A 25659-nucleotide genomic window follows, 5' to 3' on the forward strand; every position below is an offset into this window, starting at 1 on the left:
CCGTGGGGGTATCGGAAGAGCGGTCGCGCTTCTCGTGCTGTGCTTCGGTGTCCATCGGGGCCAGATCTTATCCGGCGGCCCTGTCACACCGGGCGTGAGAAGAGTCCCGGTCCTCGGCTTGAGACGTCTCCCGCCCAGGACCGTGGGGGCTCAGCGGTCGCGCTTCTCCTTGATCTTCGCGGCCTTGCCGCGCAGCTCACGGAGGTAGTACAGCTTGGCGCGGCGGACGTCGCCACGGCTGACCAGCTCGATCTTCTCGAAGATCGGGCTGTGGACCGGGAAGGTACGCTCGACGCCGACGGAGAAGGAGACCTTGCGGACCGTGAAGGTCTCGCGGACACCCGAACCCTGGCGGCGGATGACGACGCCCTTGAACTGCTGGATACGGGAGCGGTTGCCCTCGATGACGCGCACGTGGACGTTCACGGTGTCACCGGGGCGGAAGGCGGGGAGGTCGCTGCGGAGCGACGAGGCATCGACGGAGTCGAGCAGGCTGGCCATGAAGGTCTGCTTCCTCGCTGATGCCACAGGTCATCAGCGGATGATCGAGAGAGAGTATGAGTGCCGTTCGCGTCGGGCGGGCGTCGGTCCCCCTGTGGCAGGGGCGCACACCGGACGTACAGCAGCGGCCTATTGTTCCACGTCGTCGGGCCTGCGCCAAAATCGGCCGCCGGGGTCCGGTGCCCACCCCAGGATGGAGAGCATCTCCCGGTCCTTCTTGTCGAAGGCGGCGGGGTCGCACCGTTCGATCAGATCGGGCCGGTTGAGCGCCGTACGCCGGAACGCCTCGTCGCGGCGCCACCGTGCGATCTTCCCGTGGTGGCCGCTGAGCAGAACGCCCGGGATGCCGCGCCCACGCCACTCGGGCGGCTTGGTGTAGACGGGTCCCTCCAGCAGATCGGCCATCGCGCCGGAGGCGAAGGAGTCGTCGCGGTGCGACTCCGCGTTGCCGAGGACGCCGGGCAGCAGCCGGGCCACGGCCTCGGTGATCACCAGGACCGCGGCCTCGCCGCCGGCCAGTACGTAGTCCCCGATGGACACCTCGACGACCGGGATCCGCGTCGCGTATTCGTCGATGACCCGGCTGTCGATGCCTTCGTAGCGGGCGGGTGCGAAGAGCAGCCAGGGGCGCTCGGAAAGCTGCACGGCCAGTTCCTGGGTGAAGGGGCGGCCGCTGGGCGTGGGAACGACCAGGACGGGGCCGTACGCGCCCGCCTCGTAGCCGTCCGCCAGGGTCTCGTCGAGGGCGTCACCCCAGGGCCCGGTCTTCATGACCATGCCGGGGCCACCGCCGTAGGGCGTGTCGTCGACCGTGTTGTGGCGGTCGTACGTCCACTCCCGCAGGTCGTGCACGTGTACGTCGAGGCGTCCGCGCGTCCGGGCCTTGCCGACGAGGGAGACGTTCAACGGCTCCAGATACTCCGGGAAGATCGTGAGGACGTCGAGCCTCATCGGTCGCCGGCCTCTCCGCCGCCGGGCACGATCTCCGCCCGGTCGTCGATCAGCCCGGGCGGCGGGTCGATCACGGCCCGCTGCTCCTCAAGATCGATCTCGGTGACGATCTCCTCCACGAAGGGGATCATGACCTCGCTGCCGTCGGGCCGTTCCACGATGAACAGGTCCTGCGAGGGCAGATGCGAGATCTCGGTGATGCGGCCGATCTCGGTGCCGTCGGCCAGGACTACGTCCAAATCCATCAACTGGTGGTCGTAGAACTCTTCGGGATCCTCAGGAAGTTCCTCCGGGTCGACCTCGGCGATCAGCAGGACGTTGCGCAGGGCCTCGGCGCCCGTACGGTCACGTACTCCGGCGAAGCGCAGCAGCAGCCTGCCACTGTGCACCCGGCCCGTCTCGATCGTCAGCGGCCCGGTCGAGGCCGGTTCCGTGGCGAGGACGGCGCCGGGACCGAGTCGTACCTCGGGCTCGTCCGTACGCACCTCGACGGTGACCTCGCCCTTGATGCCGTGGGCGCGGCCGATCCGCCCGACTACCAACTGCACTGCCAAGCCCGCCCTCTGTGCGGCTGGACCGTCGCCTGCTGTCGCGGAGGCGGTCGCTCGCCGTCGTGGTTGCTCAATTGATGATGGTCGTACCAGCACGCAAACACGGGCCGGGAAGGTGGATGCCCTTCCCGGCCCGTGCCGGTGTTCTGGTGTGTCAGCGGACCTGGTCCACGTCGACGAGGTCGACGCGGATGCCGCGGCCCCCGAGGGCGCCAACGACCGTCCGCAGCGCACGCGCGGTGCGGCCGTTGCGGCCGATCACCTTGCCGAGGTCGTCCGGGTGAACCCGGACTTCCAGCACCCGGCCGCGACGCAGGTTGCGCGAGGCGACCTGCACTTCGTCCGGGTTGTCGACAATGCCCTTCACGAGGTGCTCGAGAGCCTCCTCGAGCATGCTCAGGCCCCGGTCGACTCGGCGGCGGCCGAGGACTCGGTCCCGGCTTCGTCGGCCTTCTTGTCGGACTTCTTGGCCTTCTGAGTGATGGCCTCGCCCTTGGGCTCGTCGCCGGCGTCCTTCGCGGCGGCCTCGAAGAGGGCGCGCTTGTCGGCCTTCGGCTCCGGCTGGAGCAGCGGCGCGGGGGCCGGAAGGCCCTTGTGCGCCTGCCAGTCACCCGTGAGCTTGAGGATCGCGAGAACCGGCTCGGTCGGCTGGGCGCCGACAGACAGCCAGTAACGCGCGCGGTCCGAGTCGACCTCGATCCGCGAGGGGTTCTGCACCGGGTGGTACAGACCGATCTCCTCGATGGCCCGGCCGTCACGGCGGGTACGGGAGTCGGCGACGATGATGCGGTAGTGAGGCGAACGGATCTTGCCCAGACGCTTCAGCTTGATCTTGACTGCCACTGGAGTGGTGTCTCCTGGTCTTGACGTGGTTGGGCACAGCGGGATGCCGCGTGGGGTTGCGGTACCCGATCTGCCCGATGGACGCGTCAGCCGGAGGAGAGAGGGGTCCTGTGCGACTGTCGAGTACGGCTGGCTATTCTGCCACACCCCGGCACCGGGGTTGACCCGGCCGGGGTACGGCGTACGACGCACGGCTCCGGCCCCGCGGATGACGGGGCCGTGCCGCAGGTAAAGGTCGCCGCCCCGCGACGGCGCGAGGCCATCGGAGAGGGCCACCCGCGGGCGCCGGGGAGGCGCACTAGCTCGCGGCGGCGACCACTTCCGGAATACGGAACGGTTTGCCGCAGCCGCCGCAGACGATCGGGGCCTGGGCGAGGACCGAGGGGACGACGCGCACATTCCGGCCGCAGTCGCAGACCGCCTTGACCCGCACCCCACCGCCGGACGAGCCGTGCCGGGCGGCCGGGCCGCGGAAACTGCGCTTGGTATCGGCGGCCGTCGCGACCGTGTGCGCCTTGAGGGCACGCTGGAGCCGCTCCATGGTGGGGCGGTACCGGCGCTTCGCCTCGGGGCTGAGCGAGACCAGGGAGAAACCACTGCTGGGATGCGGCTCCTCCGGATGGTCGAGACCCATCTCCTCGGCGATCGCAAGGAATCGGCGGTTGTGGTAGCGGCCCGCGCGCGAGGTGTCGCGGACACCTCTGGCCGCGGCGATGCCGTGGACCGCTTCGTGAAGCAGTCGTTCGAAAGAGAGCTCGGCGCCGCAGGCGGACGACGACTCTCCGATCAGGGACTCTGGCGCGGCAAGATCCGGCAACTCGGAGTGGGACCGCTGAATGTCGGCCCACGCCTGTGCCAGCTCTGCGGCGAGAACAGGTGGTGTCGTGCTCACGTCGTGAATAACGAGCCGGATCCCTCCCGGGTTCCATTACGGGGCATCACAAATAATTTGCACGTACCCGTCAGTTGCCATTGATGCGTCCTGACGAGGGCGGGTGCGTCGATCTGCGGAGAAGGCTCACAGCTCATACCAAGGTGGTACGTAGCACTGGATACGCATCGACGCGTAGACGATCTACGTCTACCCCACTCCACGACGGTGACAGTACCGCCGCGTGCCCCGCCTTCCCGCGACGCCCCCGCGACGAGCAGTTGCCCCGAATGGCTCAATCGAGGCCGGGCCGGGCGCCGCCCGGTCAGCGGCCCGCTCGACGGTCCTGCTCAGATCCTGGTACCCGTTCCGGAGCCGGGAAAAGGAATCGGCCATGCACGCGGGGGCGTACGCCCGGGGCACGCACGCTTTGCCCGTCACCCACTGGACGCGGGCACGGATGGGGAGTTCTCTGACATACGGGGGGTGTGTGCTCACGCGTACACGGGGGGCTGTCAAACAGGGTACGAACGACCTCTCGGTGGATTGGGGCGCTATCCATGACACGTACGCTCGTCCAGCATCATCAGCTCCCTTCAGACACGGCGACGGACCCGGCACCGCCGGAAGCCGCCGCGCGCGCCCGCGACTGGGCCGAGATCCAGGAACGGATGCTGGTGCCGCTCTACGAAGCGGTGTACGAACGCCTGGAGGTCCGCGACGGGACCCGGGTGCTCGGTCTCGGCTGCGGCTCAGGGCTCGCCCTGCTGCTGGCCACCGCGCGGGGCGCGCGTGTGACCGGTGTCGAAGCGGACGGCGAACGGTTGGCATTGGCCCGTGAGCGGCTGCTCACGGAGGACGGACGGGACGGGGTCGGACGCCGGCCGAGCGGCACCGGGTGCGAGACGCTGCTGCCCGCCGACCGCATGGCCGACGCCGCCGGGGGACCCGACCGGACCGGGTACGACCTGATCACCGCCTTCCAGCCGATCGGCTCCGTGGCGGGCGACGCGAAAGGGCTCGATCCCGCCCTCAGGACAGCGATACCGCTGGCCGGGCGGGGCACCCCGGTGGTGCTGGCCGGCTGGGGGCCGCCGGAACGCTGCGCCACGGACGCGGTCCTGCGCGTAGCCGGCCGACTGGCCGACCGGCTGCGCAAGGGCGCCCGGCGCCCCGCATACCGGGATGATCTGGAGGATGTCGCGGCGCGAGCCGGGCTGAAACCGGACGGTTCAGGGCGGGTGGCCTGCCCGTTCGGCTACGCCGACCAGGAGAGCGCGGTACGCGGGCTGCTGTCGACCGGGGTGTTCGACGGCGCGATCCGGGCGACCGACCGGCGACAGGTGGAGAAGGAGATCGGCGAGGCGCTCCATCCGCATCTTCGGCGGGACGGCACGGTCTGGATGCCGAACGTCTTCCGGTATCTCATCGCCCGTACGCCCTGACGGCGGGCGTGCGGCGCGGCGCGGGCCGCACGGCATCGCCGCGCCGGCGGAGGTCGGTCGAAGGCCGACGGGCGGCGCCCGGCGAGTGACACCGACCGGCGAAATGGCGTGTGGACGCCATGCCGCTGAGAGAGCCTTGCCAGTATCCAGAATCCTGTTTACTGTCATTTGCGTGACAGACTTCGACGAACGTTTCCTGACCCGCAACGGCCTCGCGGCCCGGCAGCTCGCGGTACTCCTGCTGAACCACGAGCCGGACACCCGGCTGCCACGCGTCCGTGACTTCGCCGTGGAACTGGGAGTCGGGAACGGCACGGTGCAGGCCGCACTCCACCTCCTGGAGAGCGCCGGCGCCATCGAGACGACGGCGCGGGGCCACCTCGGCACGTTCCTGGTCCGCGCCGACCGCTCGATACTCTGGCGGCTCTCCGGGCTGGGCACTCTGCTCGCCGCCATGCCACTCCCCTACTCACGTCGCTACGAGGGGCTGGCCACCGGGCTGCGCTCCGCTTTCGAGGAGGCCGGGGCCCCCTTCGCGATCACCTTCATGCACGGTGCGGAGGCCCGCACCACCACGCTGCTCGAAGGCAAGGTCGACCTCGTGGTGCTCTCCCGCTTCGCGGCCGACCGACTGATCGAGGAGTATCCGGTCGAGCTCGTCGCGGATCTCGGCCCGATCACCTACGTCGGGGCACACGGCATACTGCTGCGACACGGATCGGACCTGGGGAGCCCGGGGCTACGCGTCGCCGTCGACCACTCCTCCGAGGACCAGCGCCTACTCGCGGAGCGCACGTTCGCGGGGCGGGACGACATCGAGTGGGTCGAAACCACTCACACACATCTGCGCGAGTTGTTCGAGCAAGACCGGGCCGACGCCACCGTCTGGGATCTGGACGAGGCACAGGAGAGCCTGCTCGGTACGGACGTGGACGTCCTGCCGCTCGACGACGAGGTCACCCGTGACCTGTCACGGCGCAACTCCAGCGCGGCGATCATCAGCAGAACCGAGGGAGCGAAGGCGCTCGGCGCCGTCCGCGAATCCCTCGACCTGTCCGTCGTCACCGCGCTCCAGACGGAAGTGCTGCGCGGCGAACGCACACCCTCGTACTGACCAGCGCGACAAGCCGGACCACCACCACTCCATCCAGTGGAACCGGCGCACCGCAAAATACAAAATCCCGGTTACTGCTTTATCTGTTTCACTCGTTCGCGTGATCCGTAGGAAGGAGCCTCATGGACGACCAACTGACCCTCCGTATCCAGCTTTTCCGTGAGACCGGCCAGGCCGGCCCCGAGGTCGCCGCGTTTGTCGTGGCGGAGCTAGACGTCCTGGCCGCCGAGGGCCTCACCGTCACCGAGGACACGGCCGGACTGCTCACCAGTCATCTGATGGCGGCGCTCACCCGGCTGCTGAACGGTGAACCGATCGAGGCGTTCCGTACGGATGACCAGGTCTCGGCCGAGTTGGCCGGACACCCCGAGGCGGTCGCCCGGGCGCGTGCCGTGGCTCTACGCGCCGAGAGGGCGCTCGGCGCCCCGTTGCCCGGCTCCGAAGTCAACTTCCTGGGCCTGCACCTCGCCGTACTGGCCCAGAACTCCCCTGCCCCGCACCACGCATCAGAGCGAAGGAGTCAGTCATGACGAAGATCCTCACCGGCGGCATCGGAAAGACCGAGGTCGCGGACACCGTCTCGCGGCTCGGCCTCGGCGGCCTGGAGATCTCGGTCTCCAACGACATGGACGCCGCGGTGAGACTCCGGGCCGGCCAGGCCGACTACTACCTGGGCACCTGTCACACCGGCGCCGGTGCCTCACTCGGCATTCTCGTCGGGCTGCTGGGCAGCCCCCTCTGCCACACCTTCGGCCGCTCCGTGCCGACCGAGGAACAGGTGGCCGCGCTGCTCTCGGACGGCAAGAAGGTCTTCGGCTTCGCGATCGACCGGATCGACGTGCTCGCCCCGCTCATGGCCCGCGCGCTCGCGGCGCGCGGCTGACCCCGGCAACCTGCCGGACAGCAGAGGAGACCTCCCTGTGCACACCGTCCTCGCAGCCAGTACCCGTCTGAACCTCTCGCTGACGCAGAACCTGTTCGTCATAGCCCTGTGCGCGCTGACCGCTTTCGTCTCACACATGGCACTGGCCGTCTTCAACGACGGCGTACGCCCCTTCATGCTCGACTTCGTCCAGGGACGCGCCAAGCGCTCAGCCACCACGTCGGTGTCCTTCGGGCTTTCGGCGGGCTTCATCTTCGGACTCGGTGCGCCCATGGCCCTCGCCAGCGGCGTCCTCAACCCATGGCTGCTCTTCCTCCCCACCGACATCCTGGGAATCCTTTCGCCCAAGACGTGGATCGCGCCGCTGCTGGGCGGCGCTTGGGGCGCGGTGGTCGTCTTCGGCCTCGGCGGCGCCAATGACCTGGCGCACGACCTGCCCGTCGACTTCCTGACCTCGATGCAGCAGATGTCGGCGCCGATCCTCTTCCTCTTCACGCTCTTTCCGGTGCTCGCGATCACCAAACAGTTCGGACGGCCGCGCGGCGCTTTCGCGGCCATGCTGGAACTGACCCTGGTCGTCCTGACGATGAAGCTATGGCCGACGGTCTTTGCCGGTTCGCTCGCGATGGCGGCGGGAGTGCTGCTGCTCATCGGATTCGCCGTCAGGAGGGACTTGCTCCGACGGAAGCAGGAGCGAGCCCGTGAGGAGCAGCAGGGGCGAGGGCTGGAAAAGGAGCAGAAACGGGAGGAGGCCGGAGGCGACCCGATGGCCTCGCTGTTCAGTGGCAGCGCCCTGCGACTGCGCCGCCATCTCCCGCTCTTCATGGTGCTGGGTGCCGGGGTGTGTGTCCTGGCACAGATGCACATATTCGGCGGCGGGGAGGCGACCAGCTTCCTGATCGCCAAGGGGCAGTACAGCGAGGCCGCCCAGGTCGACTTCTACCGGATGTTCGGCTTCATCCCGCTGATCGCGACGACCGCGCTCGCCTCAGGCGCGTACGGCATCGCCGGGTTCACACTCGTCTACCCCCTCGGCTATCTGCTGCCCAACCCGTTCCTCGCGGCCACCGTCGGTGCCGTGGTCTTCGCCCTCGAAGTGCTGGCGCTCTCCTCCGTCGGGAAGGTCCTCGGCAAGCTCCCGAGCGTGCGTGACTCCTCCGAGCATCTACGCGCCGCGATCACGGAGACGCTGGGGCTGGCCATTCTCTTCGGCTCCCTGCTCGCGGCACATGTGATGGGCGGCGGCCTGGCGGTTCTCGTCGTCGGCGGGCTCTATCTCCTCAACGAGGCGATGGGCAGACCGGTGGTGCGGATGGCGGCGGCGCCCGCCGCGGTCGTCGTCGGCGGCGTCCTGCTCAACCTCCTCCACTGGCTTGACCTGTTCACCCCGCTGAAGAGCTGACACTCGGCGTCCCTCGGCGGAAGGACCCGTCAGGAAGGCACCCGTACCCATGCACTCCCCGCTCCCCGCTTCGTCCTCCAGTACCCCATGTCTCACCACGGTCACCGGGCCACTGCCCGTCTCCGCCGTGCGCGGCCCGGCGCTCGCCCATGAGCATCTCGTGCTCGATCTCGACCGTAAGGGCGACGGCGCCGCCCTCCTCGAAGCCCGGCGCCACCGGTCCGCCGTCGTCGCCGAACTGGCCGCGTTGTCGTCCGAGTTCGGACTCGCCCTGGTCATCGAGCTGACCTGCCGGGGCATGGGCCGCGATCCGCGCACCCTGGCGCGTATCGCCGAGGAGTCCGGCGTCGCGGTGGTCGCCGCCACCGGCTGGTACTACGAGCCGTTCCACCCTCGGGAGACGGCGGAGGCGAGCGTCGCGCAACTCACGGACATCCTGGTGCGGGAGATCGAGAACGGCATCGGGACGAGCGGTGTCCGACCCGGCGTACTCGGTGAGATCGGCAGCCACGGAGACCGGCCGAGCGGGCGCGAGAGCCGCGCGCTGCTCGCCTCGGCCCATGCCGCGCGCGCCACCGGTCTGTCGCTCGCCACCCACGCCCAGTTCGGCCGCGGCGGGCTCGCCCAACTGGAGTTACTCACCGGCACGGGGCTTCCGCCGTACCGGATCTCGATCGGCCACCAGGACCTGCTGGACGATCCGCGGGTCCACCGTGAACTCGCGGCGAGCGGCGCGTACGTCGCTTTCGACACCGTCGGCAAGGAGCGCTACCAGAGCGACGACACCCGCTTACGGCTGCTGCTTGCCCTGCTGGACGCCGGGCACGCCGACCGGGCGCTGCTGAGCTGCGACATCTCCCGCCACGGCTATCTGACGGCTGAGGGCGGCCGGGGGTACGGGCATCTCTTCCGTTCCTTCCTGCCGGCGGCACGCACGGCGGGCGTGGACGACGACCTGATCGACCTGATGACACGCCGCAACCCGCTGCGTTTCCTGACCGGCGCCGACTCGGACGGAGACGCGCGCAGGGACACCGGGACCGGCACCGACACCATCCACGCCACGGGCACCGACGCCGAGGAGATCTGAGATGCCTCCACCGCTTCCCCGGACCTTCCCGCTGCCCACGATCACCCTGGAGGACGCGGCTCAGATCCAGTTCCGGCTGCTGGAGCACACCGCCGCGCACTTCGAGGGGCCCCAGCTCTTCGAGGCGGACGCCGGTGTGGTCACCGGGCTGGGCCGACCCCGTACGACGGCACGCGTCGAGGCCGTCCTCGCTGATTGGCTCGGTGCCGAGGACGCCGCGCTGGTGCAGGGCGCCGGTACGGGCGCGATCCGGGCCGCCCTCCAGGCGGCCCTCTCCCCCGGCGATCCGCTGCTGATCCACCGGGCGCCGGTCTACCGCACGACCGCCGTCACCCTGCGCGGGCTCGGTGTCCGCGCCGCCGAGGCCGACTTCAACGACCGTGAGGCGCTCCGGGAGGCCCTGATGCCGACCGACCTCACCTGGGCGTACATCCAGCACAGTCGGCAACGGCTCGGGGACTCGTACGATCCGGGCGAGGTGCTGGCGGCGTGCCGTACCGCGGAGGTGCGTACGGTCGTCGACGACAACTACACGGTGCTGCGCGTGCCCGCCTGTGGTGTCCAGCTCGGCGCCGACGTCTCCTGTTTCTCCCTCTTCAAACTGCACGGCCCGGAGGGTGTGGGCGCGGTCGTCGGTGCCCGTGACCTCGTCGGGCGCGTCCGCGCCGACAACTACTCGGGCGGCGGCCAGGTGCAGGGTGCCCAGGCCCTGGAGGCGCTGCGCGCCCTCACCCATGTGCCCGTCCTGTGGGCGCTCCAGTCCCGGGTGTCCGCCGAGGTCGCAGGACGCCTGACCGCCGGGGAGGTACCGGGCGTCGCGGAGGTGCGGATCGCCAACGCGCAGGACCGCTGTCTGCTGGTACGGCTCGACCGGCCCGTCGCCCGCCAACTGCCCGCCGTGGCCGCGCGGTACGGCGCCGCGCCATACCCCGTGGGTTCCAACTCCCGTTACGAGATCGCCCCGCTCGTCCACCGGATGTCCGCCTCGTCGCTCGACGACGCTCCTGAGCTCGCCGACTGGACCGTACGGATCAACCCCATGCGGGCGGGCGCGGACCTGGTGATCGACATCCTCCGCTGTTCGCTGCGCGACCTGAAGGGCTGATCGTGTTCCTGGACACCGTGCTCACCCGCAACCCCGCGCTCGTCGAGACGGCGACCGCGCTGCACGCCTCGGGCGCCGTTCCACCCGACACCTATGTCTTGGACGCGGACGCCGTGGAGGCGAACGCGGCGCTGCTCGCGGCCGAGGCTGAACGGCTGGGGCTCTCGCTCTGGTTCGTGGTCAAGCAGTTCGGCCGCAACCCCGCGCTGATCCGGGCCGTCGCCCGGCACATCCCCCGCTTCGCCGCGATCGACCCGCCCGAGGCCCGGGCGCTGCACGCCGCGGGGACCCGGGCGGGCAACCTCGGCCATCTCGTGCAGATCCCGCGGCGTGCCCTGCCCGAGATGCTGGCCTGGCGCCCCGAGGCGGTCACGGTCTTCGATCTCGCCAACGCGCGGGCCGTCTCGGACGCGGCGGGCCGTCTCGGCCTCGTCCAGGACGTGTTCGTACGGATCGAGGCCGTGGCGGGGTCCGGCCATCCGGGCCAGGAGGGCGGCGTACCGCTGGACGCCCTGGACGACTTCGCCGCCTCAGTGGAGCGACTGGCATCGGTCAGGATCGCCGGGGTGACGGCGTTCCCCTGTGTGGTGTGCGACCCGGACACGGGCCGACCGGCCCCGACGGCCGGCTTCGAGCTCGCTCTCAAGGCGCGGGAGCTGTTGACCGCGCGCGGTCATCAGGGGCTGGGTCTCAGCGCCCCTGGGGCGACCTCCGTGGCGGCGTTGCCGCTACTGGCCCGGCTGGGTGCGACCCACGGCGAGCCGGGTCACGCCCTCACCGGCACCACACCGCTGCACGCGGCGGATCCGCATCAACCGGAACGGCCCGCCTATGTGTACGTCACCGAGGTCGCTCACACGCTCGCGGACGGCCGGCCCGCGCTCTTCGGCGGCGGGTTCTACGCCCGGGGCGGGATCCACGCCGCCCTGCTGCCCCGCACGGGGCTGCGCCTCCGGGTGTGCGACGCCCCTGCGGAGAACATCGACTACTACCGGCTGCTGGACGCTCCCGGTAAGGGATCCGGCGAGGTCGGACTCGGGGACACCGCTGTCCTGGCTTTCCGTACGCAGATCTTCGTCACCCGCTCGACCGTCGCGGTCGTCTCCGGTCTCGCAGGAGGAAGGCCCCGGCTGACGGGGCTGTACGACGCGCGGGGCAGGGCCGTCGAAGGAGTCGCCCCATGAGCAGGACCGGCATCGACGGCCCGGGCGGTGGTGCGCGGAGCGCTGTCGTGGCCCCACCGCCCTCCGTACGCGTACGGCTAGCCCATGAACTTCTTGAACTCGTCCGGCAGTTCGAAGTCCTTCTCCTGGCCGCCGGCAGGCAGTCCGAACGCGTTGCCCGACTGCGCCGTCTCTTCGCGCCGGGCCAGTGCCGCCTGCTCCTCGGCCTTGCGCTTCATCGGGTTGCCGGAGCGCTGCTTGCCCTTGGCCTGCTTGACTTTCTTCTTCGTACGGCCGGGGCCGCCGCCCATCCCCGGGACGCCCGGCATGCCCGGCATTCCGCCGCCCTGCGCCATCTTCGACATCATCTTGCGGGCGTCGAAGAACCGCTCCACGAGGTTCTTCACGGCGCTGACCTCGACGCCGGAGCCCCGGGCGATACGGGCGCGGCGCGAGCCGTTGATGATGACCGGGTCCTGGCGTTCGCCCGGGGTCATCGACTTGATGATCGCGGCGGTGCGATCCACGTCCTTCTCGTCGATGTTGTTGATCTGGTCCTTGATCTGCCCCATGCCGGGCAGCATGCCGAGCAGTTTGGAGATGGAGCCCATCTTCCTGACCTGCTCCATCTGAGCCAGGAAGTCATCGAGCGTGAAGTCCTTCCCGCCCTTGCTGCTCGCCAGTTTGGAGGCCATCTTCTCGGCCTCGGCCTGGCTGAACGTCTTCTCCGCCTGCTCGATGAGGGTGAGCAGGTCACCCATGTCGAGGATGCGGGAGGCCATCCGGTCGGGGTGGAACGCGTCGAACTCGTCCAGCTTCTCGCCGTTGGACGCGAACATGATCTGCTTGCCGGTGACATGGGCGATGGAGAGGGCCGCGCCACCACGGGCGTCACCGTCGAGCTTGGAGAGGACCACGCCGTCGAAGCCAACGCCGTCACGGAAGGCCTCCGCGGTGTTGACGGCGTCCTGGCCGATCATCGCGTCCACGACGAACAGGACCTCGTCCGGGCTGACGGCGTCGCGGATGTCCGCGGCCTGCTTCATCAGCTCCTCGTCGATACCGAGGCGGCCCGCGGTGTCGACGATGACGACGTCGTGCTGCTTGGTCTTGGCGTACTCGATCGAGTCCTTGGCGACCTTGACCGGGTCACCGACCCCGTTGCCCGGCTCCGGCGCGTACACCGAGACGCCCGCGCGGTCGGCGACGACGGAGAGCTGGGTGACGGCGTTGGGGCGCTGGAGGTCACAGGCGACGAGCAGCGGCGTGTGGCCCTGGCCCTTGAGCCAGAGGCCGAGCTTTCCCGCCAGGGTGGTCTTACCGGCGCCCTGGAGGCCCGCCAGCATGATCACGGTCGGTGGTTGCTTGGCGAAACGCAGGACGCGGGTCTCACCACCGAGGATGCCGACCAGTTCCTCGTTGACGATCTTGACGACCTGCTGCGCGGGGTTCAGCGCCTGGGAGACCTCCGCACCGGCCGCGCGCTCCTTGACCTTGGCGATGAAGGCGCGGACGACGGGCAGCGCCACGTCGGCTTCGAGCAGGGCGATACGGATCTCGCGGGCCGTGGCGTCGATGTCCTCCGGGCTGAGGCGCCCTTTGCCCCGGAGGCTCTTGAATGTGGCTGCGAGGCGGTCGGAGAGAGTGTCGAACACGGCGGTCGCGGATCCTCAGGTCGGGAACGGATGAGGGGGCTGTCCCACGCGGTGAAGGACAGACCGTCCCCCAGGGTATCCGGCCGCGCGCGGTGGGGTCTGCCCCGTGGGTGGCCAGACCTTACGGACGGCGTACGCGCGCCCTGTCCGACCCCGGGCTGTGCGCGCAGGGCCGGCGCTGCTCGCGCGGCCCGGCCCGGCGCGCGACAGGTCTCAGCGCAGTGCGCTCTCCACGGTACGTGCCAGCTCCGTGGCGGCCTCCGCCGTCAACGGGCGTCCACGGTCCGAGGTGACGTAGAAGGCGTCGACGGCGTTGGCACCCAGGGTCGACACATGAGCGCTGCGCACCATCACCCGTGCGTCCTCCAGGGCGCGGCCGATGCGGTGCAGCAGCCCCGGGGCGTCCTGCGCGCGTACCTCGATGACCGTCGCGTGCCGGGAGGCGGTCGGCGCCACCGTCACGCGCGGCGGCGGGGCCGTGACGCCGCGGCGCCGCGGGTAGGCGGCCTCCCGCTCCGCGAGCCTGGCCGGGATGTCCAGGGAGCCGTCCAGGGCCCGTACGAGGTCGGCGCGGAGCCGGGCGGCCTGCGGCAGCGAGCCGTACGCGGCGGCGACGCGCCAGCTCAGCAGCAGGACATCGGTGGTTCTGCCCGGCACGGCCCCCGCCACCGCCCCGCCCGGTTCACCCGGCAGGGCGCCCAGCTCGCCCGGCAGTTCGACGGCGCGCAGGTCGGCGGCCCGTACGGTGAGCCGGTGCAGGGCGAGCACCCCGGCCGCCGCGGGCAGCACGCCGGGCTGGTCGGGCAGGGCGATGAGCAGTTCGACGCCGACCGGTTCCGGTGCACCGTTCTCCTGCTCCTCCTGCGCCGTCCCCGGCTGCGGGGCCTCGGTCTGTGCGCGCAGGGCCAGTACGGGGCCGCCGGTGCGCAGCGCCTCGACGGCGAGGCGTTCCTGCTCGGCGCTGGGCGCGGCGGGCTCGGGCTCCGCCGGGTCGTCACCCGCGAGCACGGCGGCGACGCGGGTGACCAGGTCGGTGACGAGGGAGGAGCGCCAGGACGACCAGGCCGCGGGGCCGGTGGCGAGCGCGTCGGCCTCGGTGAGGGCGTGCAGGAGTTCCAGGGTGGCGAGCGAGCCGACGCGGGTGGCGACCGAGCTGACGGTCGCCGGGTCGTCCAGGTCGCGCCGGGTCGCGGTGTCGACGAGCAGCAGGTGGTGGCGTACGACGGTGGCGATGACGGCGACGTCCTCGCGGTCGAAGCCGATCCGGGCGGCGACGTCGCGGGCGATGACCTCACCGGCCACGGAGTGGTCTCCGGGCCAGCCTTTGCCGATGTCGTGCAGCAGGGCGCAGACGAGCAGCAGGTCGGGGCGGCCGACGCGGCGGGTGAGCGAGGACGCCTGGACGGCGGCCTCGACGAGGTGACGGTCGACGGTCCAGGTGTGGACGGGGTTGCGCTGGGGCCGGCACCGTACGCGCTCCCAGTCGGGCAGGAGCTGGGTGATCAGCCCTTCGGCTTCGAGGGCCTCCCAGACGGGGACGGTCGACTCGCCGGCGCCGAGCAGCGTGACGAGTTCCTCGCGGGCCTCGGCGGGCCAGGGTACCGGCAGGGGTTTGACGGCGCCGGCGAGGCGGCGTACGGCGTGCAGGGAGATCGGCAGTCCGGCCTGCGCGGCGGCGGCCGCGGCCCGCAGGGGCAGCACGGGGTCGCGTTCGGGCCGGGCGGTGCGGGCGAGGACGACCTCGCCGTCCTGCTCGACGACGCCTTCGGCGAGCGGGGTGCGGTCCGGGGCGGGCTTGCCGCCCAGCATGGCGCGCAGCCGGGGGCGTGCGGAGCGGGAGCGCAGGACGCGGTTGACCTCGCGCCAGGTGACGTCGGAGGCGTACGAGACGGTGCGCGCGGCCTCGTACACCTGACGGAGCAGGGCGTCGGCGTCGAGCAGGCCGAGTTCGGCGGCGACGGCGTCCTGTTCCTGGAGGGCGAGCCGGTCGGTGGCGCGTCCGGTGGTCAGGTGCAGGGCGTCGCGGGCGTCGAGCAGCTTGCGGCGTGCGTCGCCGAGGCCCTCACGGGGCGCGTCGGCGAGCCAGGAGGCGGCGACGGCGCGCAGCGCGGTGGCATCGCGCAGTCCGCCCCTGGCCTCCTTGAGGTCGGGTTCCAGCAGGAACTGCAGCTCGCCCTGGCGCTCGGCCCGTTCCCGGCACAGTTCGTCCAGTTCGGGCAGGCGTTTGAGGGCGGTGTTGCGCCAGTCGGCGAGGATCGCGGTGCGTACGCCGGTGACCAGGCCGAGGTCTCCCGCGACCTGTCGTGCGTCGAGCAGGCCGAGCTGCGCCTTGAGGTCCTCGGCGGCGGTCCTGCGCGCCTCCGCGGGGGTGCGTACGGAGTGGTCGAGGGCGAGTCCGAGGTCCCAGACCGGGTACCAGAGGCGGTCGGCGAGGGCGGCGATCGCCTTGGCGGGCGTCTTGCCGTCATGCAGGAGCAGCAGGTCGAGATCGCTGCGCGGGGAGAGTTCGCCCCGCCCGTAGCCGCCGACGGCGACGAGGGCCGCGCCGCGTACCCCGGTCTCCTGGGCGGCGGCGGTGAACAGCGCGTTCAGCCAGTCGTCGGTGAGGCGGGCCAGCGCGGCACGGCGCGGCGGCCCTGGCCGCGCCTTCTCCTGGAGGAGGCGCAGCCGGGCCGCCGCATAGCCGCTGGGTCCCGAGTCTGCCTTTTCGGTGGTCTCTTCGACGCTCGTCACCCAGTCGTTCCTGTCTCTAGAGGGCGTCCGGGCCGCGCTCGCCGGTCCGTACGCGGACCGCCGTGTCGACCGGGACGCTCCATACCTTTCCGTCACCGATCTTGCCGGTGCGGGCGGCCTTCACCACCACATCGATGAGCTGTTCGGCGTCGTCGTCCTCGACCAGTACCTCGATACGGATCTTCGGTACGAGGTCGACGGTGTACTCCGCACCCCGGTAGACCTCGGTGTGGCCGCGCTGCCGGCCGTACCCGCTGGCCTCCGTGACCGTGAGGCCCTGGACGCCGAAGCCCTGGAGGGCTTCCTTGATCTCGTCCAGACGGTGTGGCTTCACGACTGCGGTGATGAGCTTCATGCGTCCACCTTCTTGGTCTTCGCCGCGGCGGCGTGGTTCTCGTCGTGGTGCGGGGTGGCGACGCTGCTACGGCCCGACGGGGAGCCGCCGACCGCGCTGTAGTCGTACGCCGACTCCGCGTGGTACGCCATGTCGACACCGCTGGTCTCGTCGTCCTCGGAGGCCCGGAAACCGATGGTGGCGTCGACGATCTTGGCGAGGATCCAGGAAACCACGAAGGAGTACGCCATCACCGAGAAGGCTCCGGTGGCCTGCTTGCCGAGCTGAGTGAGGCCGCCGACACCGTCGACCGCGAGGAGGCCGACGAGCAGGGTGCCGATGACACCGCCGACCAGGTGGACACCGACCACGTCGAGGGAGTCGTCGTAGCCCAGCTTGAACTTGAGGCTGACGGCCCAGGAGCAGACCAGACCGGCCACGAGACCGATGAGGATGGCACCGAAGGGGTTGACGTTCGCACCGGACGGGGTGATCGCGACGAGGCCGGCGATGGCGCCGGAGGCGGCGCCCAGCGTGGTGAACGCGCCGTGCCGGATGCGCTCGTAGATCAGCCAGCCGAGCATGGCGGCGCCGGTGGCGATCTGCGTGTTGAAGGCCATGATCGCGGAGGTGCCGTTGGCGGCGAGCGCGGAGCCGGCGTTGAAGCCGAACCAGCCGAACCACAGCAGGGCCATGCCGAGGACGACGAGCGGCAGGCTGTGCGGCCGCATCGGGTCCTTCTTGAACCCGATCCGCTTGCCGACGACCAGGACCGCGGCGAGCGCGCCGACACCGGCGTTGATGTGGACCGCCGTACCGCCGGCGAAGTCGATCACGCCCAGCTTGAAGAGCCAGCCGTCGGACTGCCAGACCCAGTGCGCGATCGGGAAGTACACCACGGTGACCCAGAGCGTGATGAAGAGCGCCCAGGCGCTGAACTTCACGCGGTCGGCGAGCGCACCGCTCATCAGCGCGGGGGTCAGGACGGCGAACATGAGCTGGAAAAGGGCGAAGGCGAAGACGGGGATGCCTTCCGTGCCGCCGGTCAGGGTGTCGACCGAAATGCCCTTGAGCCCGATGTGGTCGAAGTTGCCCAGGAGACCGCCGCCGATGTCGTCACCGAAAGCCAGTGAGTATCCGTAGAGGACCCACAGCACGCTGACGATTCCGAGCGAGATCAGGGACATCATGAGCATGTTGAGGGCGCTCTTCACCCGCACCATGCCGCCGTAGAAGAATGCCAGGCCGGGCGTCATCAGCATGACGAGCGCGGCACTGATCAGTACGAATGCGGTATCTGCGCCATTCAAGGCCAGCGTCTCCTCGTGGGTCGGATACGGCCCGTGCGGATGCTCAAGCAGGTATGGGGCCGACTGTGCTCAGGAGATTGGCGCAGCGCGGTTTCAGCCAGTGCCGCTCGATGTTTCACAGCGGTGACGAAGGTGTCCCGAGTGTTACGCCTCGATGAACCCGCCGGTCACGTCCGGGGGGCGCGGATACCCTCCGCGGACATCCAGCGGGCGTCCCGCGGGCAGCGGAAACCGGCCGCGGCATTCACCCTGCTGTCCTGGCGGCGGGGGAGCCGTGTCGGGCTGTACGGGGTGGTTGCCGCGGCCGGAGCTGGGGCGGGCCGTGTACGGCGGCGGGGGCGGGCTGTGTACGACCGGGGGCGGGCCCGCGGCTCAGACGGCCTCCGCGGACTCGGGCAGCTTCTGGGCGAGCACTTCGGTCAGATCGAACACCTCGGCGACGTCGCCGAAGTCCCGGGCGGCGGTGTCGAGCGTCTTGCGCAGCCGGGTGTTGACCCGCTCGGAGCGGACGCTGCGGGCGACGTCCAGGGCCTTCTCCGCCAGCGCCGTCGCCTGCTCGGGCTCACGGTTGAGGAGGTGGACGGTGGCCATGCCGATCAGGTTGAGCGCGTACGACCGCTGGTGGTCGTCGTCCTTGGCGAAGAGTTCGACGGCCCGCTGCATGACGGGCTCCGCGAGAGAGGCGTAGGTGGGGCTGCGGCCGGCGACGTAGGCGAGATCGCGGTACGAGTGGGCGTTCTCCCCGTTGAGTTCGGCCTCGGAGAAGAAGCGGATCCAGTCGGGCTCCGGCTCGCCGTCGAGTCCGACGTCGGAGAAGGTGTCCTCGGCCATTCTGACGGCCCGCTTGGTCTTGCTCGGCTGGCCCATGTTGGCGTACGCCCTGGCCTCCATCGCATACAGCATCGCCTGGGTCCTGGGGGTGGCGCCGTCCCTGCCGCCGTACTGCGCGAGATGGATGAGTTCGAGGGCGTCGTCGGGCCGGCCGAGGTGGATCATCTGGCGGCTCATGGAGGAGAGGATGTACGAGCCGAGCGGCTTGTCCCCGGCTTCCTTGGCCGCGTGCAGGGCCAGCACGAAGTACTTCTGGGCGTTGGGCTGGAGGCCCACGTCGTAGCTCATCCAGCCGGCCAGCTCCGCCAGCTCGGCCGCGCAGCGGAAGAGCCGCCGGGAGGTCGCCTCCGGCTGCGGCTCCTGGAGGAGTTCGGTGACCTCGTGGAGTTGGCCGACGACCGCCTTGCGGCGCAGGCCGCCCCCGCACTGGGCGTCCCACTGCCGGAAGCAGGCCGTGGTCGACTCCAGCAGGTCGAGCTCGGGGTCGGAGAGGCGGGTGGGGCGGGCCGGGGCGACGGGGCCCGGCGCCGGATCGCCCGGGTCGGCCGCCGGGGTGGGCACCAGCCAGCGCTGCATCGGCTCGACGAGGGCGGGCCCCGCGGCCAGACCCAGGGACGTACCGAGGAAGCCGCGCCGCGCCAGCATCAGGTCGCTGCGGGAGAACTCACTGATCAGGGCGACCGTCTGGGGGCCCGCCCAGGGCAGGTCGACACCGGACACCGACGGGGAGCGGTGGGCGGAGCGCAGCCCCAGCTCCTCGACCGCCACCACGGCACCGAACCGCTCGGAGAACAGCTCCGAGAGGATGCGCGGGATCGGCTCGCGCGGCTGCTCGCCGTCGAGCCAGCGGCGTACCCGCGAGGTGTCCGTGCTGATGTGATGCGCGCCCATCTGACGCGCTCGGCGGTTGACCTGGCGCGCCAGCTCACCCTTCGACCAGCCGCTGCGCAGGAACCACGAGTTGAGTTGCCCGTTCGGACGCTTGCCGGTATCCGTACCGCCTGCGCCGCTGCCCACTGGAAAGCCCCCATCCGACCGAATGCCCTTGTCCCGCGAACCGCTATCAGAATGCCGTGAGTGACGGCTCCGTGTCCGGAGGTTGCGCCCCTTCGAACAGGAAACCGAGTTGCCCTTGGCATACCCGCGAGACTGTCTTACCCGGAGTTCGTGCACCGAAAGTAATCCTACGATCACCCGTCCGGCGAGGGCGATTCCACAAACGCCACCATTCGCCACCCCTTCGAATGAACTAGCCCGCCGTGGTGCGCGATTGACTTGACGAACGACGTCCAGGGGGTGGCACAACGGTGCACGCCGGGGCGTGCGAATCGGATCGCACCACCCCCAATGCCACTTCGCGCCACCCGAATGGGTCAAGTGACAGCGGAGCGTCACGGGCAGACTGCGAGTCGTAACCACCGGCGAGTTCGACCCGTTGGAGGGGGCATGGGCTTCACGATCGGCGGCATCCGGGAGATGCGGTCCGGCTCGCGCCGCCGCGGTCGCACCACAGAGTGCACCGCGGTGGCGGAGTACACCGGACTCTGGGGCTGGGACGTCGCGCCCGGCGCGCGGGCCTCGGGCGGACACTGCTCCTGCGGCGATCCGGGATGTACGGCGCCGGGCGCCCACCCGCTCGACTGCGGCCACGAGGTCCCGGCGGGCGCCACGCTGGACGACGCCGCGAAGGCGTGGTCGGAGGTGCCGGGCGCGGCGGTGCTGCTCCCTGTGGGCCGGAGTTTCGACATCATCGACGTCGCGGAGCCGGCCGGCAGCCGCGCCCTGGTCCGGCTCGAAAGGATGGGGCTCCCGCTGGGCCCGGTGCTGGCGACGCCGACGGGCCGCGCCCGCTTCTTCGTCGCACCGGGCGCGGCGGCCGAGCTGCCGGAGCTGCTCTACCGGATGGGCTGGGACGACGCGGATCTGGATCTGCACGGTCTGGGCGTCGGCACGCACGTCACGGCACCCCCGTCGGACCTGGCCGGTCTCGGCCCGGTCCGCTGGCTGCGGCCACCGTCCCTGGACACGGCCGCACCGCCCCCGCAGGCCCGGCTGCTGCTCGGCACCCTGGCGTACATCTGCCACCGCTCGATGCCGCCGCCGTAGAGCCGCATGGCCATAGAGCCGCAGAGCGGGGGAACGTGACTACGAGGGCACGAGGCCGCTGCCGGCCGGGTGAGTACCCGTACGCCCGAGCCGGCGCTGCGCCGTCCGGCGGTTTCCCGACGGACGGCGACGCCTCGACGGCCGGGGTCAGTCCCCGATCAGCGCGTCGACGAAGGCGGCGGGCTCGAACGGCGCGAGGTCGTCCGGGCCCTCGCCCAGACCCACCAGCTTCACCGGTACGCCCAGCTCCCGCTGGACCGCGATCACGATGCCGCCCTTGGCCGTACCGTCCAGTTTGGTCAGCACGATCCCCGTGATCTCGACGACCTCCGCGAAGACCCGCGCCTGGACGAGCCCGTTCTGCCCGGTCGTCGCGTCCAGGACGAGCAGCACCTCGTCGAGCGGGCCGTGCTTCTCCACGACCCGCTTGACCTTGCCCAGCTCATCCATCAGGCCGGTCTTGGTGTGCAGGCGCCCCGCCGTGTCGATGAGGACGACGTCCGCGCCCTCCGCGATGCCCTCCTTGACCGCGTCGAAGGCGACCGACGCCGGGTCGCCGCCCTCGGGGCCCCGCACGGTGCGCGCGCCGACGCGCTCGCCCCACGTCTGGAGCTGGTCGGCGGCGGCGGCGCGGAAGGTGTCCGCCGCGCCGAGGACGACCGACCGGCCGTCCGCGACGAGCACCCGCGCCAGCTTGCCGGTGGTCGTGGTCTTACCGGTGCCGTTGACGCCGACGACCATCACGACGCCGGGCGTGTCCAGCCCGCTCTCCGTCTTGACCGCCCGGTCGACTTCGGGGTCGAGGAGCGCCAGCAGCTCTTCCCTGAGGAGGGTACGCAGCTCCGCCGGGGTGCGGGTGCCCAGTACCCGGACGCGTTCGCGCAGCCGCTCGACCAGTTCCTGGGTCGGCGCGACACCGACGTCGGCGGTGAGCAGGGTCTCCTCGATCTCCTCCCAGGTCTCCTCGTCCAGATGCTCGCGGGAGAGCAGGGTGAGCAGGCCCTTGCCGAGGGTGTTCTGCGAGCGGGCGAGCCGCGCGCGCAGCCGGACCAGCCGGCCGGCGGACGGCTCGGGGACCTCGACGGCGGGTGCCTCGGCGGCCTCGACGGGCTCCTCGACGACGACCGGCGCACCGGCCGTGGTGTCGGGGAGCCCGACCTCCTCGATCGTACGGCGCGGTTCGTCGCGCGGTGTCTCCGCCTCGTCACCGACGTGCGGTTCTGCGGGTGGGGCTGTGATGGTCGGCGTGCTCGACGGTGACGAGGGCGGCAGCTTCTTCTTGCGGCTGCTGACCACGAGCCCGCTGATCGCGCCGACCGCGACCAGGGCGATGACTACAACAAGGATGACGATTTCCATAACGCTCCCAGTATCGGCCACGGCCGGGCGCGGCTCTCGGCCATGCCGGGGCGCGTCCCGACGAGGTCCGCCCCGGCCCTGACTTCAGAGGTTCGCACGAAGATCCTCGTGACGATTTGGACGTTTTACCCCGAACGTACGATGGTGGAGGTTCCGGGTTCGCCCGGAGGTCCACTCCCCCCGCAGGAGCCCCCACCTCTGTACGGAGCCTGTTCATGCCCCACGCCTCCGCGCCCGAAGGCGCGATGGAGACCCGTGGCCTGGAGCCCGTCCCCGACGACGAGCGCACCGGTCATGTGCGGGGACTCTTCCCCACCTGGGTCGCCGCCAACATCAGCGTGCTGCTGCTCACGATGGGCGCCGGTCTGATCGTCCTCAACGGCCTCAACTTCTGGCAGGCGCTGGTCGTCGGGGTCACGGCGCCCGTCGTCTCGTACGGCACGGTGGGGCTGATCTCCATCGCGGGCAAGCGCGGCGGATCGCCCGGGATGGCGCTCTCCCGGGCGGTCTTCGGTCAGCGCGGGAATCTCTTCCCGGGGTCGCTGATCTGGGTCGCCCGCTGGGGCTGGGAGACGATCAACGCGGTGACCGGCGCGTACGCCGTGCTGACGGTGCTCGATCTGCTCTTCGGAATCAAGCGCGGCACCCCGCTCGTCGTGATCACTCTGCTGCTCTTCGTGGCCGGGACCTTCCTGGTCTCGGGTCTGGGCATCAAGGCGCTGCGGATCTGCGGCACCTGGTCGGCGTATCTCTTCGGCGCGTTCAGCGTGCTGGTGCTCGTTTATCTCATCGCCGGGACCGACTGGTCGGCGGTCTTCGGCAAGCCGGCCGGATCGACGGCGATGATGATCGCGGGTATCGGCACGATCGCGGCAGGCGGTCTCAGTTGGGTCCCTTCGGGCCCCGACTTCACCCGTTACCTGCCCCGGTCCGCCTCGGGCCGGGCGATGGTCGGTACGACAGTGGGCGGCGCGGGGATCGTGGTGCTGCCCCTGGTGCTGATGGGTGCGGTGATGGCGGTGGGGACCCCGGATCTGGCCACGGCGCAGGACCCGGTCTCCTTCATCGGCGCCCTGCTGCCCACCTGGATATCCGTGCCGTACCTGCTGATCGCGCTGGTGGGGATGGTGCTGATCAACTCGATGTCGATGTACTCGGCGGGGTTCACGGCGCAGACGCTGGGCATCAAGGTGCCCCGTGCGTGGGCGGTCAGCGTGAACGCGGTGATCAGCCTGATCCTCGGTTTCCTGCTGATGGTGGTCGCCACGAGCTTCATCGGCTCGTTCGTCTCGTTCCTCACACTGCTCGCGGTGGCGTTCTCCGCGTGGATCGGCGTCTTCGGCGTGGACATGCTGCGGCGGCGTACGTACGACGGTGCGGCGCTGATGGACACGACCCGCACCAGCGGCTACTGGTACCGGGGCGGATTCGCCCCGTCGGCCATGGTCGCCTGGGGTACGGCGCTGGTGGTGGGGCTGCTCTTCACCTCGGTGCAGTGGTTCTCGGGCCCCCTCACCGGGACCTGGGTCGGGGAGAACAGCCTGGGCTGGGTCGTCACGGTCCTGGTGGCGGCGGGGTTGTACGGGGTACTGCCGCGCGAGCGCGCGAAGGCCCCGGCGACCGCGGGAGCGGAGGCCGGGGCCAGGACGGGAGGAGAGCCGGCGGCAGGGACAGCGCCGACGGCAGGCGGGTCCGACACGGAATCGACAGGACTGGGCGTCTGACGTCCTCGCGTCCTGCCCGCCCCGCTCCGGGACGGGCTAACCCATCTCCTCCAGCGTCTTTCCCTTCGTCTCCTTCACGAAGAAGATCACGAACGGAATGGAGAGCGTGGCGAAGCAGGCATAAATGACGTACGTTCCCGAAAGGTTCCAGTCGGCCAGGCTCGGGAAGCTCGCCGTGATGGCCCAGTTCGCGATCCACTGTGCCGAGGCGGCGACACCGAGCGCGGCGGCGCGGATCCGGTTCGGGAACATCTCACCGAGGAAGACCCAGACGACGACGCCCCACGACAGCGCGAAGAAGAGCACGAACACATGCGCGGCGACCAGGGCGACGGTGCCCTCGGTGCTGGGAAGTTTGCCGTCGACCAGGTGGGCGGAGAACGCCCACGCCTCGCAGGCGAGCGCGACGGCCATACCGGTGGAGCCGACGAGGGCGAGCGGCCTGCGGCCGACCCGGTCCACCAGGACCATCGCGATCACGGTGCCGATGATGTTGACGATCGACGTCGTGAACGAATAGAAGAACGAGCTGGACGGGTTGATCCCGACGGACTGCCAGAGCGTCGCCGAGTAGTAGAAGGCGACGTTGATGCCGACGAGCTGCTGGAAGACCGAGAGCCCGATGCCCACCCACACGATGGGCAGGAAGAAGAAGCCGCCACCGCCCAGCAGGTCCTTGAAGGTCGACTTGTGCTCGCGGTGCATCGCGTGCTTGATCTCGTCGACCCGCGCGTCCAGGTCGATGTCCTTGCTCTCGACCTCGGCGAGCACCTGCTTGGCGCGGTCCACCCGGCCGACGGAGATCAGGAAACGCGGGGACTCGGGGATCGCGAAGGAGAGCAGACCGTAGAGCACCGCCGGTACGACCATCACACCGAGCATCCACTGCCATGCTTCGAATCCCAGCAGCTTGCCGCGCTGGTCGCCGTTCGCGAGCTGAAGGATGCCGAAGTTGACGAGCTGTGAGATGGCGATGCCGATGACGATCGCGGCCTGCTGGAAGGAGCCGAGCCGGCCACGGTAGGCGGCGGGCGAGACCTCGGCGATGTACGCGGGGCCGATCACCGACGCCATGCCGATCGCGAAGCCGCCGATGATCCGCCAGAACGCGAGGTCGTAGATGTTGAACGGCAGGGCCGAGCCGACCGCGCTGATCGTGAAGAGGACGGCGGAGATCTGCATGCAGCGGATCCGGCCGATCCGGTCGGCGATCCGGCCCGCCGTGGCGGCCCCGATCGCGCAGCCGATCAGTGCGATGGCGATGACCTGGGCGAGGGCCGCGGAGCCGATGTCGTACCGGTCCCGGATGGCCTCGACGGCGCCGTTGATCACCGAGCTGTCGTAGCCGAAGAGGAAGCCGCCCATCGCGGCGGCGGCCGTGATGAAGACGACATGGCCGAGGTGTTCGGGGTGGGCCGCTCGGCCTCCTGGCGGCGGAACCTGCGCTGTGCTGGTCACGTGTACTCCTGAGGCCGCCCGGCTGCCTTGCCGGGCGTGGGGTGGGCGAGCCTTCCAAGTGAGGCATAACGTCTCGCCAGCCACCACTTGAAGGCAAAAGCAACGCGTAAGAGACTATGCCTTCAGCTTTTGAAGAGATGATCCGGGACCGTATACGGCACTGTGCGACAAATCCCTCGCCTCACTCTCACCAGATCTTCAAGATTTGAAAATGACATGTCGCTCAGTGA

Annotated in this window: 23 protein-coding genes; 10 read left to right on the forward strand and 13 right to left on the reverse strand. The window is 70.3% G+C overall.

Going from position 1 to position 25659, the window contains the following annotated elements; all coding sequences use genetic code 11:
* Nucleotides 1-150: 150 nt before the first annotated feature.
* The 6 genes from rplS to ACFXPL_RS22735 all read right to left on the reverse strand — a co-directional run bounded on the left by rplS (nt 151) and on the right by ACFXPL_RS22735 (nt 3738).
* Nucleotides 151-501, reverse strand: a complete 351-nt coding sequence (gene rplS / locus ACFXPL_RS22710; RefSeq protein WP_329823025.1) for a 50S ribosomal protein L19 — start codon at nt 499-501, stop codon at nt 151-153.
* 129 nt (nt 502-630) lie between these two features.
* Entirely contained in the window at nt 631-1452 is an 822-nt protein-coding gene (gene trmD / locus ACFXPL_RS22715) for a tRNA (guanosine(37)-N1)-methyltransferase TrmD (RefSeq protein ID WP_384922430.1), read from the reverse strand.
* Nucleotides 1449-2000, reverse strand: a complete 552-nt coding sequence (rimM, locus tag ACFXPL_RS22720) for a ribosome maturation factor RimM (protein ID WP_384922577.1) — start codon at nt 1998-2000, stop codon at nt 1449-1451. The genes trmD and rimM overlap by 4 nt, the downstream gene beginning before the upstream one ends.
* Nucleotides 2001-2157: 157 nt before the next feature.
* On the reverse strand, nt 2158-2397 hold the full coding sequence (locus tag ACFXPL_RS22725) for an RNA-binding protein (RefSeq protein ID WP_329823028.1): 240 nt from the start codon (nt 2395-2397) through the stop codon (nt 2158-2160).
* Nucleotides 2398-2399: 2 nt separating this feature from the next.
* The gene (gene rpsP, locus ACFXPL_RS22730) at nt 2400-2846 is read right to left on the reverse strand and encodes a 30S ribosomal protein S16 (protein ID WP_329823029.1); all 447 of its coding nucleotides are present in this window, start codon (nt 2844-2846) and stop codon (nt 2400-2402) included.
* A gap of 298 nt (nt 2847-3144) precedes the next feature.
* A complete protein-coding gene (locus tag ACFXPL_RS22735) occupies nt 3145-3738 on the reverse strand; it encodes a hypothetical protein (RefSeq protein ID WP_384922434.1) in 594 nt (197 codons plus the stop codon).
* A 539-nt stretch (nt 3739-4277) separates the two neighbouring features.
* On the opposite strand from ACFXPL_RS22735, the gene ACFXPL_RS22740 reads away from it, so the two are divergent.
* From ACFXPL_RS22740 to ACFXPL_RS22775, 8 genes are all read left to right on the forward strand, one after another.
* Entirely contained in the window at nt 4278-5162 is an 885-nt protein-coding gene (locus tag ACFXPL_RS22740) for an SAM-dependent methyltransferase (RefSeq protein WP_384922437.1), read from the forward strand.
* Nucleotides 5163-5334: 172 nt separating this feature from the next.
* On the forward strand, nt 5335-6276 hold the full coding sequence (yhfZ, locus tag ACFXPL_RS22745) for a GntR family transcriptional regulator YhfZ (RefSeq protein WP_384922439.1): 942 nt from the start codon (nt 5335-5337) through the stop codon (nt 6274-6276).
* A 122-nt stretch (nt 6277-6398) separates the two neighbouring features.
* Nucleotides 6399-6806, forward strand: a complete 408-nt coding sequence (locus ACFXPL_RS22750) for a transcriptional antiterminator (protein WP_384922442.1) — start codon at nt 6399-6401, stop codon at nt 6804-6806.
* Complete coding sequence (locus ACFXPL_RS22755; protein WP_384922445.1) at nt 6803-7159, forward strand: DUF2620 domain-containing protein; 357 nt, start codon at nt 6803-6805, stop codon at nt 7157-7159. The genes ACFXPL_RS22750 and ACFXPL_RS22755 overlap by 4 nt, the downstream gene beginning before the upstream one ends.
* Before the next feature lie 37 nt (nt 7160-7196).
* The gene (locus ACFXPL_RS22760; protein ID WP_384922448.1) at nt 7197-8561 is read left to right on the forward strand and encodes a YhfT family protein; all 1365 of its coding nucleotides are present in this window, start codon (nt 7197-7199) and stop codon (nt 8559-8561) included.
* A 49-nt stretch (nt 8562-8610) separates the two neighbouring features.
* On the forward strand, nt 8611-9651 hold the full coding sequence (locus ACFXPL_RS22765) for a phosphotriesterase (RefSeq protein ID WP_384922450.1): 1041 nt from the start codon (nt 8611-8613) through the stop codon (nt 9649-9651).
* A gap of 1 nt (nt 9652) precedes the next feature.
* Entirely contained in the window at nt 9653-10756 is a 1104-nt protein-coding gene (locus ACFXPL_RS22770) for an aminotransferase class V-fold PLP-dependent enzyme (protein WP_384922453.1), read from the forward strand.
* Nucleotides 10757-10758: 2 nt separating this feature from the next.
* Nucleotides 10759-11940, forward strand: a complete 1182-nt coding sequence (locus tag ACFXPL_RS22775) for an alanine racemase (RefSeq protein WP_384922455.1) — start codon at nt 10759-10761, stop codon at nt 11938-11940.
* 77 nt (nt 11941-12017) lie between these two features.
* On the opposite strand, the gene ffh is transcribed toward ACFXPL_RS22775, so the two are convergent.
* The 5 genes from ffh to ACFXPL_RS22800 all read right to left on the reverse strand — a co-directional run bounded on the left by ffh (nt 12018) and on the right by ACFXPL_RS22800 (nt 19673).
* Entirely contained in the window at nt 12018-13574 is a 1557-nt protein-coding gene (ffh, locus tag ACFXPL_RS22780; protein WP_384922458.1) for a signal recognition particle protein, read from the reverse strand.
* 213 nt (nt 13575-13787) lie between these two features.
* Nucleotides 13788-16307: a [protein-PII] uridylyltransferase gene (locus tag ACFXPL_RS22785; protein WP_384922461.1), complete on the reverse strand. Its 2520-nt coding sequence runs from the start codon at nt 16305-16307 to the stop codon at nt 13788-13790.
* A 16-nt stretch (nt 16308-16323) separates the two neighbouring features.
* A complete protein-coding gene (locus tag ACFXPL_RS22790) occupies nt 16324-16662 on the reverse strand; it encodes a P-II family nitrogen regulator (RefSeq protein ID WP_365814097.1) in 339 nt (112 codons plus the stop codon).
* Nucleotides 16659-17951, reverse strand: coding sequence for an ammonium transporter (locus ACFXPL_RS22795; RefSeq protein ID WP_384922465.1), 1293 nt, complete (start codon nt 17949-17951; stop codon nt 16659-16661). The genes ACFXPL_RS22790 and ACFXPL_RS22795 overlap by 4 nt, the downstream gene beginning before the upstream one ends.
* A gap of 372 nt (nt 17952-18323) precedes the next feature.
* Nucleotides 18324-19673, reverse strand: coding sequence for a hypothetical protein (locus ACFXPL_RS22800; protein ID WP_384922580.1), 1350 nt, complete (start codon nt 19671-19673; stop codon nt 18324-18326).
* 555 nt (nt 19674-20228) lie between these two features.
* Here ACFXPL_RS22800 and ACFXPL_RS22805 point away from each other — a divergent pair.
* A complete protein-coding gene (locus tag ACFXPL_RS22805) occupies nt 20229-20888 on the forward strand; it encodes a bifunctional DNA primase/polymerase (protein WP_384922468.1) in 660 nt (219 codons plus the stop codon).
* Between the two features lie 147 nt (nt 20889-21035).
* Here the strand turns inward: ACFXPL_RS22805 and ftsY are convergent, their stop codons facing one another.
* Entirely contained in the window at nt 21036-22247 is a 1212-nt protein-coding gene (ftsY, locus tag ACFXPL_RS22810) for a signal recognition particle-docking protein FtsY (protein ID WP_384922471.1), read from the reverse strand.
* A gap of 215 nt (nt 22248-22462) precedes the next feature.
* On the opposite strand from ftsY, the gene ACFXPL_RS22815 reads away from it, so the two are divergent.
* Nucleotides 22463-23971 (forward strand): purine-cytosine permease family protein, encoded by a 1509-nt coding sequence (locus ACFXPL_RS22815; RefSeq protein ID WP_384922474.1) that lies wholly within the window; start codon nt 22463-22465, stop codon nt 23969-23971.
* 36 nt (nt 23972-24007) lie between these two features.
* Here ACFXPL_RS22815 and ACFXPL_RS22820 read toward each other — a convergent pair whose 3' ends face one another.
* Nucleotides 24008-25429, reverse strand: coding sequence for a sugar porter family MFS transporter (locus tag ACFXPL_RS22820; RefSeq protein ID WP_384922477.1), 1422 nt, complete (start codon nt 25427-25429; stop codon nt 24008-24010).
* Between the last annotated feature and the right edge of the window lie 230 nt (nt 25430-25659).

It is taken from the genome of Streptomyces sp. NPDC059092, assembly GCF_042756365.1.
GTDB lineage: Bacteria > Actinomycetota > Actinomycetes > Streptomycetales > Streptomycetaceae > Streptomyces.